10 protein-coding genes are annotated in these 13,029 nt (G+C 70.4%); 4 read left to right on the plus strand and 6 right to left on the minus strand.

Annotated features, from left to right (window positions below):
- Nucleotides 1–91 precede the first annotated feature (91 nt).
- The 4 genes from AB4078_RS12905 to AB4078_RS12920 all read right to left on the minus strand — a co-directional run bounded on the left by AB4078_RS12905 (nt 92) and on the right by AB4078_RS12920 (nt 2,484).
- Nucleotides 92–1,087, minus strand: coding sequence for an SRPBCC family protein (locus AB4078_RS12905; protein WP_441977465.1), 996 nt, complete (start codon nt 1,085–1,087; stop codon nt 92–94).
- A gap of 21 nt (nt 1,088–1,108) precedes the next feature.
- Nucleotides 1,109–1,507 carry an ArsR/SmtB family transcription factor gene (locus AB4078_RS12910; RefSeq protein ID WP_441977466.1) on the minus strand — a complete coding sequence of 133 codons (399 nt, stop codon included), beginning with the start codon at nt 1,505–1,507 and terminating at the stop codon, nt 1,109–1,111.
- Nucleotides 1,508–1,568: 61 nt separating this feature from the next.
- Nucleotides 1,569–2,006 carry a hypothetical protein gene (locus tag AB4078_RS12915; RefSeq protein WP_441977467.1) on the minus strand — a complete coding sequence of 146 codons (438 nt, stop codon included), beginning with the start codon at nt 2,004–2,006 and terminating at the stop codon, nt 1,569–1,571.
- Nucleotides 2,007–2,058: 52 nt separating this feature from the next.
- Entirely contained in the window at nt 2,059–2,484 is a 426-nt protein-coding gene (locus AB4078_RS12920) for a hypothetical protein (RefSeq protein ID WP_441977468.1), read from the minus strand.
- 154 nt (nt 2,485–2,638) lie between these two features.
- Here AB4078_RS12920 and AB4078_RS12925 point away from each other — a divergent pair, with 154 nt between their 5' ends.
- The 3 genes from AB4078_RS12925 (at nt 2,639) to AB4078_RS12935 (ending at nt 10,802) form a co-directional block, all read left to right on the plus strand.
- Entirely contained in the window at nt 2,639–2,899 is a 261-nt protein-coding gene (locus tag AB4078_RS12925; protein WP_441977469.1) for a hypothetical protein, read from the plus strand.
- A gap of 751 nt (nt 2,900–3,650) precedes the next feature.
- Nucleotides 3,651–9,290 carry an LPXTG cell wall anchor domain-containing protein gene (locus AB4078_RS12930; RefSeq protein WP_441977470.1) on the plus strand — a complete coding sequence of 1,880 codons (5,640 nt, stop codon included), beginning with the start codon at nt 3,651–3,653 and terminating at the stop codon, nt 9,288–9,290.
- Nucleotides 9,291–9,404: 114 nt separating this feature from the next.
- On the plus strand, nt 9,405–10,802 hold the full coding sequence (locus tag AB4078_RS12935; RefSeq protein ID WP_441977471.1) for a copper amine oxidase: 1,398 nt from the start codon (nt 9,405–9,407) through the stop codon (nt 10,800–10,802).
- A gap of 72 nt (nt 10,803–10,874) precedes the next feature.
- Here AB4078_RS12935 and AB4078_RS12940 read toward each other — a convergent pair whose 3' ends face one another.
- On the minus strand, nt 10,875–11,957 hold the full coding sequence (locus AB4078_RS12940) for a winged helix DNA-binding domain-containing protein (RefSeq protein WP_441977472.1): 1,083 nt from the start codon (nt 11,955–11,957) through the stop codon (nt 10,875–10,877).
- 38 nt (nt 11,958–11,995) lie between these two features.
- Here AB4078_RS12940 and AB4078_RS12945 point away from each other — a divergent pair, with 38 nt between their 5' ends.
- Nucleotides 11,996–12,466 carry a hypothetical protein gene (locus tag AB4078_RS12945; protein WP_441977473.1) on the plus strand — a complete coding sequence of 157 codons (471 nt, stop codon included), beginning with the start codon at nt 11,996–11,998 and terminating at the stop codon, nt 12,464–12,466.
- Nucleotides 12,467–12,650: 184 nt separating this feature from the next.
- Here the strand turns inward: AB4078_RS12945 and AB4078_RS12950 are convergent, their stop codons facing one another.
- On the minus strand, nt 12,651–12,971 hold the full coding sequence (locus AB4078_RS12950) for an ArsR/SmtB family transcription factor (RefSeq protein ID WP_440732963.1): 321 nt from the start codon (nt 12,969–12,971) through the stop codon (nt 12,651–12,653).
- Nucleotides 12,972–13,029: the final 58 nt, after the last annotated feature.

Genomic DNA, 13,029 nt, shown 5'->3' on the forward strand with positions numbered 1-13,029 from the left:
GCCTCGCGGCAAGCCGGCGCGCAAGAGATCCCGGTCGGATCCGCTCCCAGGCGGGAGGGACGACCGGGATCTCTCGCGGTGCGAACGCGCGTCAGACCAGGACCAGGTCCTCCATGCGGGCGTACGAGGCCTCCATGCCGTCGACCATGCCGGTGGCCAGGATCATGTCGCGGGTCTCGACGTCGGGGTACTCGACGAGGAGGGTGATCAGCGTGGCGCCGTCCTCCTCGTAGAAGCTGAGGTCGTTCAGCGTCACGGGCCCGTCGGTGCCCTGCATCTTCTCCGTGGTCACGGCGCGGCGCGTGGCGTCGACGAGCAGCGCCTCCCCCTCGAAGCCGAACGCCTGGCGTGCCTGCCCTGAGCCTGTCGAAGGGTCGCCGACGGGAGCCCAGGAGTAGCGGTACGCCTGACCCGACTCCGTGGCGATCACGCACTCGGTCATCTCCCACCCGTCCGGTCCCAGCAGCCACTGCTTCATGAGCTCGGGCTCGTTGTGCGCGCGCCAGACCAGATCCTGCGGCCCTTCGACGAGCCGCGTGATCCGCACGTGGGTGTCGTCGAGCAGCTCCACCCGCGTGCCCTTGCCCTGCGCGTAGTCGCGCAGGTCCTGCAGCACCGTGTCGAGCTGACCCATCGCGGCCTTGGTGCCCTCGATCACGCCCATCGCGAGGACCTGCTCGAGCGCCTCCGCCGAGTCGAAGTGGCTGGTGCCGGTCATGCGGGTGCCGTCGGCGGTCGCAGAGAACTCCAGCGTCATCCGCATCGCCGGGAACCCGTCGATCGGCTGCCCGGACTCGTCGACGAATGAGTCGAGCACCTCGAACAGCGCCGGCGCCTCGATGCGGGTGAACTCCCATCGCCCCGACGACTTCTCTCCGCGCGGACCATCGAGGTGGTACCGCGCGAACCCGCCGACCGTGTGGTCGAACTCGGTGAAGGTCGCCGGCCATCCGGGCGGGCCCCAGAAGCGCTCGAGCTGGCGCGGGTCGGAGTATGCCGCCCACACCCGCTCCACCGGAGCGGCGAAGTCGGCGAGGATCGTCAGCGTCAGGTTCTCCGGGTCGGTGATCACGTCGGTGACAGGCATGTCACTCTCCTTCTGTGTCGGTCAGGTGGTGCGGGATCCGCGCGGCGCGGATCCAGGATCGGTATCGCTGTCGGAGTCGGAGCCGGAGTCCTCGGCGAGGAGGTCGTCCAGGCGGGCGATGCGGCTCCTCCACAGGTCCTCGTAACGGGCAAGCAGAGCCCGGGCGCGCGCGATCATCTCGGGATTCGCGCGGACCAGCCGCTCGCGTCCTTCGGCGCGCTTGATGATGAGTTCGGCCGCCTCGAGTACGGCGACGTGCTTCTGCACCGCCGCGAACGACATGTCGTAGTCGCGGGCGAGCTCGGAGACGGATTGCTCCTGGGCGATCGTGCGGCGCAGGATGTCGCGCCGCGTGCTCGCCGCCAGGGCCTGGAACACTCGGTCGATCTGTTCATCGCTCAGTTCATCTCGTACAACCATTTGGTTGTAGATTATGCCGGCCGGGCCCGGGTGTCAAGAGGTTCCCGAAATCAGCGAGCAGTCATGAGCTCGTGCTGCCGGCGCGAGGCTCCGGGATCCCGCGTGCTCGGCGCACTCTGCGGGCGCGGAGTTCCGTTGCGACGTAGTGGGTGCCGGCCCAGGCGACGAGGCCGGCCACGCCGGTGGCGATGAGAACGGGCCACGCTGGGCGGCCATCCCCGGGCTGCACGAACGGCGCGTACACGAAGGTCTCGAAGAGGGTGCCCAGCACGAAGAGCCACCCCAGCGACATCACAACGACGAACCCGGGCAGTGTCCTGACCTGGATGTTCCCACCCATGGGGCCGCCGACCACGCCGAACTCGTCAGCGGCATAGCTGTAGAGCTCGCCCCCAACCGTGCGGCTGAGATATCTGCGTTCGCCACGGACACGAGCTGCGCTGTGCTCATCGCGGGTGCGCTGGTCCCGTCGATCACGGTCGGAGTCGTCGGGGGTCACGGTCCTCAGCCTCCCTGCTGGTCGTTCGCGGCAAAGTGCAGGATTTCTCCACTCACAGGTCCGGATGAGATTTCAGGAAATCGCGGTAGCTCGTGAGCGTGCCGACGCCGGAGTATCCAAGGGCTTCCGGCCCATAGCCGCCGCTGCCGTCGGACGCGACGACCAGGATCTCGAGACCGATCTCGGGATCGTTCTCCGCCGCGCGCACGACCGCCGGGAAGGCCTGCTTCAGCAGAGCGAGCAGCTCCTCGTCGTCGCTGGTGTCCGCGTTGATGTGAACGAACCCCGTCCGCCCCATGCCGACGACCGTCTTGTAGCCGCTGTCCACACTCTCCACATGAGGCAAGGACGCGACGGCGTCCTTGTACTTCTCTGCGAGCTGGGCATCGGACGGCCCGAACCCGGCGCAGCCGCCGAGCAGCACCACGAGCACACCGGCCAGCAGTGCGGCGGTCGCCTTCTTCACCATCGTCACCATCGGCCCCTCCCGCGATCGATGCGGATCCGCGGACCGATCCTAACCAGAACCGGGCTGTTCAGCTTGATTCGAGCCAGGCTCCCACCGGCTGCGCACACAGTCCCAACCAGTGAGAGCCCAGTGCCCTGGGACGCGAAGCGGACGGGGTTTCACAGTGGCGGCGGAGTCGAACCTGCGGGCCGAAGGGCGCGGCGGAAGCGTCGTGCAGTCGCGCGCGATCGAGAAGCGGGAACAGCTCCTCCTCGACGCGGCCGCCGTGTTCGACGAGCAGCACCGCGCCTCGTCCCGCCTGACCGAGGCCGCCGCCGCGACGGGCGCCGGACCGATCGAGCAGCTCGTGATGATGTGCCACGGGCTGGCTCGACAGATCATCGACGACACCCTGGTGCGCGGCGGGATCCGGCTCACCATGTAGCTCGCGTTCGACGACAGCCCCGTGCATCCCTACCTGGCCTGGATCACGGTGATGGCGGACCTGCTGCGGCAAAGCCGGGCCGACGGCGCCATCGACGCGAGCGTCGATGACATGCTGGGGATCTTCGTGACCGGAATCATGACGCCCCAAGGCCGGAACGACCTGGACCGCGGGCGCTTCCCTGGTCTGGCCCGGGAAACGCCCGCGGCCCCTGACGCACCGCTTCGGAGACCGGGCGGAGACGACAGGGGCCGCTGCCGATCCGCTATTGGCCAACCGACCGGCGAGGAACTCCGGAGGGGGTAGCCCCAAGAGTTCCCAGCAATCTACCCCCCTTACATATGCGGGCGCATGTGTGAAATACGATCCCGTGAACGCCGCGGCCCGCGGCCGCCGAAAAGTTCATTCGCGAATATGCCGCCACGGGAATGTTTCTCTGCGCCCGCCCTTACGGCCATCGCGCCCGCGTGGTCCGAGCCCTCGCATGTCGCGTTCAAGACCGCTCACCGATCGGGCATGAACGGCAAGCGGTTGCGCGTTACCCAATTGTTATACATATGGATCCAGATCAAATATCGCGATGATCCGCGGGGATTCAGCGATTTCGTCGGGAATGCGAACCTTTGAAAGGGCTGTACATCTTGGCGATATACCGCTAGGAAGTCTTCCAGGGGGAGTGACGACGCATTGGCCGCGTCGTTACATGACGTCCCCCTGTGTCCAAGGAGTTCTTCCACGGAGGGGGTAGTTCATGTTTTTGACGAACCGCGAGGAGACCGCGCGGAGGAGGCCACCCGGCCGTCGCCGCGGATCTGGTCTCGTCCTGACCGGCACCGCATTGGGCGTCGTCGGAGTGCTGTTCGCGACCAGCGCGGCTTCCGCGGCCGGCCTCGACACGTACCCGGGTGACAAGGCCGAGGCGGAAGCCAGCATCCTCGACATGAGCTTGGCGGGAACCGACCTGTTCGGGCTCGCGCAGTCGCACGCCGGTTCGACGCAGAGCCCCGGGCCCAACACGGAAGCCTTCAGCGGCACGCTCGGTGGCACGGAGATCGTCGACTTCGGTGCGGGCTACCAGATCCCGTTGGATCAGTTCATCTCGTTCGGGCAGCTCGGCGTGCTGCAGAGCCAGTCGACGGCGACGGACGGCAAGAACGCCGAGGCCATCTCGGGAATCGTCGGAGCCGACGGCGGTCTGACCTTGGACGGCGCGGACAGCGATTTCGGCGAGGCGCAGATCAATCTGCTCTCGATCCCCGGCGCTTCCGCCGCCGCGCCCGCCGTCGACAAGGCCGATCTGAGCTTCGCCCTGGGCGGGGCATGGGTGAAGGCCATCGACGGGGCCCTTCAGGATCCCGATGGAGGCGTCACCGGTTACGGACAGTACCGCGCCGGGTCGGCGAAGCTCGTGCTGCACTCGCCGATCATCGAGCAGGCGGCGGCCGGGCTCAGTGATGCCGCCGGCACGCTGGAGAGCTCTGCTGTCGACACCATCAATCAGGGGCTGAACCTCACGCAGCTCGCCTCCCTGGTCCCCGGCACGACGCTCACCACCAGCGTCACGAGCACAGTCAAGCAGGATGTGCTCGACGCCGTGATGCTGGCGCCGATCCGGACTGCGGACGGGTACGCGGAGATCGACCTCGGCCAGGGGACGATCACGATCGACCTCGGACGGCTCGGCAGCAACGACCCGAGTCCGAACCACCCGAACGGGGTGATCCCGAACCGTCCGGTCGGCCTCAACAACCAGGCCCCGAACACCGAGCTCATCGACAGCGACACCTACCCGTTCATCGCCGGTGACATCCACGAGGCCATCGAGACGGTGCTCTCGGTCGCCTCCGACGCGGCGCTGAAGTCGATGCAGGGCATCACGGTGCACGTCGACGCGACGGTCGCTCCGCCGTTCCTTCCCTCGATGTCCGGGGCGTTCGGCGTCAACCTCGCCGGCCAGGTCGTGGAGCCCTGCACGGGAACCGCGTGCGCGCTTCTCGCTCCGGTGATCTCGGCCGTTCAGCTGGCGATGTCGCCGATCAACCTGATCCTCTCCGACGGTGGCAGCCCGATCTTCGCGGCCTTCACCACGATCAAGACGGATCTGGTCACGGCGCCCATCCGGGCCGCGGTGGAACCGCTCCTCCAGGCGATCGCGGGGAATCTGTTCTCGATCCAGCTGAACCACCAGAACATCACGACCTGTCAGGCTCCCGACGGCAGCACCAAGACCACCGGTGTCGAGGTGTCCGCGCTGAGCTTCGGCGTCGGCGGCGGCACCGCGCGACTCGGCATCGGCAATGCCGGAGCCCGCGTCGACGCGTGCGGCCTGGCGGCGGCTCCGGTCGTCTCCGCGTCCTCGCCGACCCCGGCGGGTGCCTGCACGACGCTGACCTCGACGGGCTGGGCCCCGAACACGCCGGTCGCCTTCCAGCTGACCGACGCCTCGGGTGCAGCGGTGGGCTCTCCGCTCACTGTCACGACCGACGCCGCGGGCGCGGTTCCGGCGGGCACCTGCCTCCCGGTTCCGGCCGGCACGGCACCCGGCGACTACACGGTCGTCGGCACGGATCCGTCCGGCACCACCGGAACGGGCACCGTGAAGGTGTACGACCCCGCTCTCACGGCGCAGACCCCGGTCGTCCCGGGTGACTGCTCGGTCCTGACCTCGACGGGGTGGATCCCCGGCACGACGGTGACGTTCCAGCTCACCGACGCAGCGGGCGCCGCGGTGGGCTCGCCCGTCACGGCGACGGCCGACGCGAACGGCGCGGTCCCGACCGGCACCTGTGTGCCGATCCCGGCCGGCACCGCACCCGGCGACTACACGGTCACCGGTACGGATCCGAACGGCGCCGAGCGCACCGCCCCGATCACGGTCGGCAGCTCGACCGGCGCCCCGACGCTGAGCGCGCAGTCCCCGGTTCCGGCCGGTGGCGAGAGCACGGTGACGGGCGGATCCTGGAACCCGAACACGCCGATCACGCTGCAGCTGACCGATCCGTCCGGTGCGCCGGTGGGTTCCCCGGTCACTGCTACGACGGACGCGAACGGTGATCTGCCGTCCGGCACCACGGTTCCGGTCCCGGCCGACGCCGCTCCCGGCGCGTACACGATCGTGGGTACCGACCCGGCATCGGGCGACACGGCGACGGCTGACGCCGCCGTGTACGCACCGACGCTGACCGCGTCCTCCCCGGTGGAGGCCGGTCAGTGCTCGACGCTGACCTCGACCGGGTGGGCTCCTAACAGCACGGTGAGCTTCCAGCTCGCCGACGCCGCCGGAACCGCGATCGGCACGGCGCTCTCGGTCACTACGGACGCCAGCGGCGTGATCCCGGCGGGCACCTGCCTGCAGGTGCCCGCCGGAACGACCCCGGGCGACGACACGATCACAGGCACCGACGCCAACGGTGCGACCGTCACCGCCCCGGTGACCGTCGTCGCGGCGACCGCGCCCGTGCTGACCGCGTCGTCCCCGGTGCCGTCCGGCGGCTTCACCACGGTCACCAGCGGAGGGTGGGCGCCGAACACGCCGATCACGTTCCAGCTGAGCGACCCGTCCGGAGGCCCCGTGGGTGCGCCCGCGACGGCGACCACCGGCGCTGACGGGACCGTTCCGAACGGGACCGTGCTGATCGTTCCCTCCGGCAGCCCTGCCGGCGACTACACGGTCACCGGCACGAACCCGTCCGGCGCCACCGCGACCGACACGATCACCGTCTACCAGCCCGCGATCCAGGCCACGAGCCCGGCGCCGGCTGGCGGGACGACGGTCGTCACGAGCACGGGCTGGTTGCCGAACACGCAGGTCACCCTGCAGCTGACCGACGCCGCAGGAGCCCCCGTGGGCACCCCGATGACGGTCACCACCGATGCGAACGGCGCGATCCCCGCAGGTACCGCCCTCGCCATCCCGGCCACGATTCCGGCGGGCGACGTGCTCACGGTGAAGGGCAGCGATGAGGTGGGCGCGACGGTGTCTGCCGATGTGACGGTGTACGCGCCGTCGCTGACCGGTGGACCGGTCGTCCCGGTCGGCACGTGCTACGCGGTGTCCGGTGCCGGATGGCAGCCGAACACCACCGTGACGCTGCAGCTGACGGACGCCTCGGGTGCCCCGCTGGGAGCGCCGGTGACGGTGACGACGGACGCCTCGGGCGCCCTTCCCGTCGGCACCTGCGTGCAGATCCCTGCGGGCACCGCACCCGGTGACGCCACCGTGATCGGCACGGACGGCAGCGGAGCGACGGTCGAGATCCCGGTCTCGATCTACGCGCCCACACTGTCCACGACGTCTCCGGTTCCGGCCGGCGGCACGACCGATGTGACCAGCGGCGGCTGGCTGCCGAACTCCGAGGTGACCCTGCAGCTGGAGGACGCCACTGGCGCCCCCGTGGGCGCTCCGGTCTCGGTGGTGACGGGCGCAGACGGCGCGATCCCCGCGGGGACCGTGCTGACCACGCCCGCCGGTTCCCGCGCAGGCACCGCGTTCAGCGCGGTGGGCACCGACGCGAACGGCGCGAAGGCCTCGGCTCCCGTCGTGGTCTACGTCCCGGCGATCTCGGCGACCTCACCGGTTCCGGCCGGCGGGACGACCACGGTCACCGGCAGCGGGTGGAAGCCCGCGGACACCATCGCGTTGCAGCTGACCGATCCGTCCGGAGCCCCGGTCGGTGCACCGGCCATGGCTGTCACCGGCGCAGACGGCGCGCTCCCGGCAGGCACGACCGTGCTGATCCCGGCGAGCGCCGCACCCGGCGACTACTCGGTCGTCGGAACGGATTCGCGCGGCGGCACCGCCGAGGCTTCGGTCTCGGTGATCGCGGCGACGGCGCCCGTGCTGAGCGCGTCCGGTCCGGTTCCGGCCGGCGCCGCGACGACGGTCACCGGAGGCGGCTGGGCCTCGGGCGCGAGCCTGTCCCTGCAGCTGACGGATCCGTCGGGTGCGGCCGTCGGCGCTCCGGTGTCCGCGACCGCGACGACGGACGGCACTGTGCCGGCCGGCGTCACGATCCCGGTTCCGGCTGACGCCGCGGCAGGCGCGTACAGCGTCGTCGGAACGGATGCCGCCTCGGGCGACACTGCGACGGCGGCCGTCGACGTCTACAGCCCGGCGATCACGGCGATGAGCCCGATCCCGGCAGGCGGCGAGTCCGCGATCGGCGGATCCGGCTGGCTGGCGAACGCAGCCGTGACGCTGCAGCTCGCCGACGCGGCCGGTACCCCGATCGGATCCGCGGTGCAGGTCACCACGGACGCGAACGGTGCGCTGCCGACGGGGACCGCGCTCGCGGTACCCTCGGCGACGGCCCCCGGCGCCTACACGGCGACGGGCACGGATGCGAACGGCGCGACGGCATCGGCTCCGGTCGAGGTCACCGCGGCGGTCGCACCCGGCATCGACGCGACCGGTCCGGTTCCGGCCGGCGGGCGCACGACGGTCACCGGCGGTGGCTGGACGGCGGGTCACTCCGTCGCCCTGCGGCTGATGGCTCCGTCGGGTCAGCCCGTGGGCGCACCGGTGGCGGCGACCATCGCAGATGACGGCACGCTGCCCGCCAACACAGTCGTGCCCGTCCCCGCTGACGCCGTAGCGGGGGCGTACACCGTCGACGCGACCGATGCGGCATCGGACGACACCGATACGGCGGATCTCGCGGTCTACCACCCGACGCTGGCGGCCAGTGGCCCGGCAGCGCCGGGCACGCAGACCACGGTGACGGGTGGCGGCTGGCAGCCGAACACGGCGGTGACGCTGCAGCTGACCGACCCCGCCGGGGCCCCGATCGGCGCACCGGTCACGGTGACCACCGACGCGAACGGCGGCATCCCCGCGGGCACGGTTCTGCCGGTCCGCGCGAATGCCGCTCCGGGCGCGTACACGGTGGTGGGCACCGACACGGCCGGCGCCGCGATCTCCGCGCCGTTGACGGTGTCGGCGGGCACACAGACCTGCACGATCAACCCGGTCGTCAAGGTCCAGCCCTCCTCGGTCCGACCCGGTGACACGATCCAGGTGACCGGATCCGGCTTCGCGGCCGGAACCGCCGCCACGGTGACGATCACCGACGCCTCGGGCGCCGCGCTCGGCCAGTCGGTCATCGTGACCGTCGGCCCCGGCTGCGGCTTCACGTTCACCATGACGGTTGACAAGGGCGCCCAGCCCGGTGGCCACACGGTGACCGTGACCGATGAGGCCGGCAACACGGGCAACGGCACCTTCACCGTGGCCCGCACCGGATCCGGCACCGGCACTGGATCCGGCACCGGGACGCTACCGCAGACGGGTGGTGACGCCGGCCCGTTCGCGGCGGCGGCTCTGCTGCTGCTGATCGCCGGTGCGGCTCTGGTGCTCGTGCGCCGGCGCCGGGCGGATGTGCGAGAGCACTGATCCGCACTGCGTGACACGGGGCGGCGGTCCGATCGGGCCGCCGCCCTCCGCTGTCTCAGACCGATATTCCGGTGCCGATATGCTGACGGCATCGATGGAGGAGCCGGGGGGCCGATGATGCGCACAGCTGCGCGGACGACGAGCAGCGCTCAGCGCGGTCACTTCGTCAGTGCGGGCATCATCTGCGTGCTGCTGCTTCTCGCGGCGTGCACCGGCGCACCGCCCCACACCAGCACGACCCGGTCGGCGACCTCCGCTCCCTGCACCACGCCTGCGGCGGAGATCGGCACCGGAGGGAAGACCGGCCCGGCCGAACGCCTGACCCGCACGCTGTCCAGTGGCGCGGTCTGGGATCTCTGCTGGAACGTGGACCCGAAGCGCGGACTGATGCTGTCGGACATCCGCCTCACCCCGCCTGGCGAGAAGCCCATCCGGATCATCTCGTCCCTCTCCCTGTCGCAGCTCGAGGTGCCCTACGACACCGGCGACAGCACGACGCACGACATCACCGAGGCCGGTTTCGGCGGCACGAAGATGCTGGCCCTGGACGCCACCTCCTGCCCCGGTGACAAGTTGGCCACGGCGATCCCCGACATCGACGACGGCGCCTACGGGAAGACGCGCACGCGCGAGGTGCTGTGCTCGGAGCAGGTCGACGCCGGCCTCGCATTTCACTCCAGCGCGTGGGCGACGCAGCCGAAGGCCGACGCCCGGCGCACGGACTGGCGGCTGTCCACCCTCTCCCGAGTCGGGTGGTACGAGTACGTCACCCAGTACACCTTCGGTGCGGACGGATCCATCGCGGTCCAGCTCGGGGCCACCGGCGACCTCTCCCCCAACGACTTCACCGACGCGGATCACGGATCCGACGTCGGCGACCACGAGTATGCGGCGAGTCACTCCCACAACGCAGTGTGGCGCGTGCACTGGGCGCTCGACGGCACGGGCGGGCTCGCCGTCCAGCAGTACGATGCCACCCCCACCGGCGCAGACGGCGCGAAGGCCCCCGTGCTGGCGGGCACTCTTACGCCGATCCCGCACCCGGCACTCGCGCAGTGGCAGGACCGCCGTTGGTGGCAGGTGCTCAACCCTGCGGTGACGAACCGCGACGGGCATCCGATCTCCTACCAGATCGAGCTCGCGCGAACTGACGAGTTCGTCTTCTCCGACGACCATCGACACGGCGCCACGGCGGGCTATGACGTCGCGTTCACCGACTTCGACGCGTGCCAGAGGTATGCCACGAAGAACTCCGCGGACTGCGGCGGCGGCGTGCGCGACTTCGTCGAACGCAACACCACCCGGGCCCTCTCCGATGTGGTGTCGTGGGTCGCCGTCGGGTTCCACCACGTGCCGCGCGATGAGGACCAGTCCCCGATGGAGCTGCACTGGCAGGGATTCAGCCTGCTGCCGCGCGATCTCACCGCGACCCGCTTCGATGCCCCGCCCGGCTACGACGACCGCAACGGACACTACGACAGCCCGTGGAAGACGCCGGCACCCACGCCCTGAGTTCGTGGGGGCGTGCAGCGGAGCAGGACCGCCGTGCGTCTTAGGTCCGGTCCACCGGAGTCGGCTCAGAGATCACGCGGACGCGAACTCGACCTGCGGCTCCACTCCGAGGAAGGCGGCGCAGCGTGCGGCGGCCTTCTGGATCTCGGCGCGCTCCCGCACGGTGAGCGGGCGATGCGGCGCGATGGCGAAGAGCGCACGACGCGTGTCGACGCTCCGCCGCATGCCGGCGACGAGTTGCCCGTCGCACAGCACCATGCCCATCGAGGCCTCGCGGTCGCGGGGCACGATGCCCTCGGAGTCGAGCGCCCAGCGCGAGTCCTGATAGCCCCGGTACATCTCGTCGAGGATCTGCAGGAGGTGCGCGGCACCGCGACCTCGCGAACTCGTGGTCTCGGCGCCATACCCGCCCGCGTGGTGCCAGTAGGTGCGATCGTCGTGATCGAACGACTCCAGCCGGTCGGCGACCGCTGCAATCCCCCGCCGGGCATCGGTCAGGGTGAGCGTCGCCCAGTACGCGAGGTCGCGGTCCGTGGCTGGGCCGTGGGCGCCGAGATAGCGGAGTGCCAGGTTGGCGAGCGCCTCGTCTCGATCGACGGTCTCGGCCGAATGCACGCGCTCAGCGAGGAGGGCGTAGGTGTGCTGGCCGTCGCGGGGAACGCCGCTGGTGAGCAGCAGCTGCAGCTCGAGCCGGCCCAGCAGCAGCGTGAGCTGAGAGGAGGGCAGGTCGAGCCCGGCCTCGGCGAGCGCGATCGCGATCTCGGGGCGCGTGAGGCCGGTTCCCCCGGCGACCGCATGCGCGATCGCGTCGGTGAGTGCGACCATGCGGTCCGCAGAGGGTCGCAGCTGCTGATCGAACACCGGCAGCACGCGGGGCGCGGTGAGCTCGATCAACCAGCGCACGTCGTCCGCATGCACGTAGTGCCATGTCGGGCGCAGCACGTGCGTGCGCACGACCCTGGCATCGGACAGCGCCCCGGCGAGGTCGCCGACGCGAGGAGAGGCCGTGCGTGCGGCGACCGCCCAGGCGGATTGAGCGGGGTTCTCCGCCTGCACCGCGAGCATCGTCCGTACGACGTCCTCGGCGGCGCCCGCGGGAGCGTCGAGCAGCTGGGAGCGGAGCCGCCAGCGCGCGATGTCGCGGAGCGTCGTCATGCCGACATCCTGCCAGCGACCGGGCCTATCCTGACCGCATGAGCGAACCGGATCCGCACGTCATCGCCGAGGGTCTGCTGCCGACGCCGTTCACGGCCGACGAGATCCGCGAGGCACTGCGAGGCGGGGCCACGATCCGGATCCTCGACGAGGAGGCCGGCGGCGCCCGGTCCGAGCGGATCAACCGCTTCGCCGACGGTGATGACGTCGGAGCCCTGCTGACGACCCACCCTCTCGATGACGTCGAGGCGGCCGTCTCGAAACGCGTGAGCTGGCGGGACCTGCAGGAGCACGCCGCCTTCCCCGCCAACCGCACCACAGTGGTCACCGAGACGATCGAGCACCCACTCGGCCAGCTCGAGTGCCTGAGGTACGACGTGAACGACGACGACGGCGTCGTCGCCGTGTTCTGGTTCGCGCTCGCCCATCCGGGGATGCCGGTGCTGTACGAGACCACCGACGCGACCGGATCCACGCGCACGACCGTGCAGGAGATCGCCCGGGGCTGAACGCCAGCCGCTGAGCTGGGCCCACGCGCCCCGGAGGCTCCGGGCAGCGCGGAGCGCTGGCTGGAGTGGGGCGTGGGGAGCGAAGCGTCCGGCCCTTGGATCCGGGCCCTTCGACGGGCTCAGCGTCCGGATACGCCGTTGCGATCGACCGCTGGGAACAGCGCGATACGGATCCCGCCCCGGCTCAGCTCTCGGTCGACCCCAGCACGGCATCGAGCAGGCCGGGGAACTTCGCGTCGAGGTCGTCACGGCGCAGGGTGAGGATGCGCCGGCGCCCGTTGGGCTCGTTGCGGATCACGCCCGCCTCGCGCAGCACCTTCATGAAATGCGACTTGGTCGACTTCGGCAGGTCGGGATCCGTCGCATGGCACGCCGCCATGTCGAGCGGTCCGTCGACGAGCTGGCGCGCGATGGACAGTCGCTCCGGGTCGCTCAGCGCGAAGAGCACCGCGGTCAGCTCGATCTGGGAGCGTTCCGGATGCGGGAGGTCGACGGCACCAGGCATAGTTCGATAATACTTGAACCTTCACGGCGGGGCGAGTAGTCTGCTCAATGTTCGACAA

The organism is Microbacterium sp. 2MCAF23 (assembly GCF_052115565.1).
In the GTDB taxonomy this organism is placed as follows: Bacteria; Actinomycetota; Actinomycetes; order Actinomycetales; family Microbacteriaceae; genus Microbacterium.

Bases quoted from the DNA above. Each gene is read 5' to 3' on its own strand.
- AB4078_RS12950 (WP_440732963.1), bottom strand. From the start codon at position 12,971: ATGCCTGGTGCCGTCGACCTCCCGCATCCGGAACGCTCCCAGATCGAG.
- AB4078_RS12935 (WP_441977471.1), top strand. From the start codon at position 9,405: ATGATGCGCACAGCTGCGCGGACGACGAGCAGCGCTCAGCGCGGTCAC.
- AB4078_RS12930 (WP_441977470.1), top strand. From the start codon at position 3,651: ATGTTTTTGACGAACCGCGAGGAGACCGCGCGGAGGAGGCCACCCGGC.
- AB4078_RS12910 (WP_441977466.1), bottom strand. From the start codon at position 1,507: ATGGTTGTACGAGATGAACTGAGCGATGAACAGATCGACCGAGTGTTC.
- AB4078_RS12940 (WP_441977472.1), bottom strand. From the start codon at position 11,957: ATGACGACGCTCCGCGACATCGCGCGCTGGCGGCTCCGCTCCCAGCTG.
- AB4078_RS12905 (WP_441977465.1), bottom strand. From the start codon at position 1,087: ATGCCTGTCACCGACGTGATCACCGACCCGGAGAACCTGACGCTGACG.
- AB4078_RS12945 (WP_441977473.1), top strand. From the start codon at position 11,996: ATGAGCGAACCGGATCCGCACGTCATCGCCGAGGGTCTGCTGCCGACG.
- AB4078_RS12920 (WP_441977468.1), bottom strand. From the start codon at position 2,484: ATGGTGACGATGGTGAAGAAGGCGACCGCCGCACTGCTGGCCGGTGTG.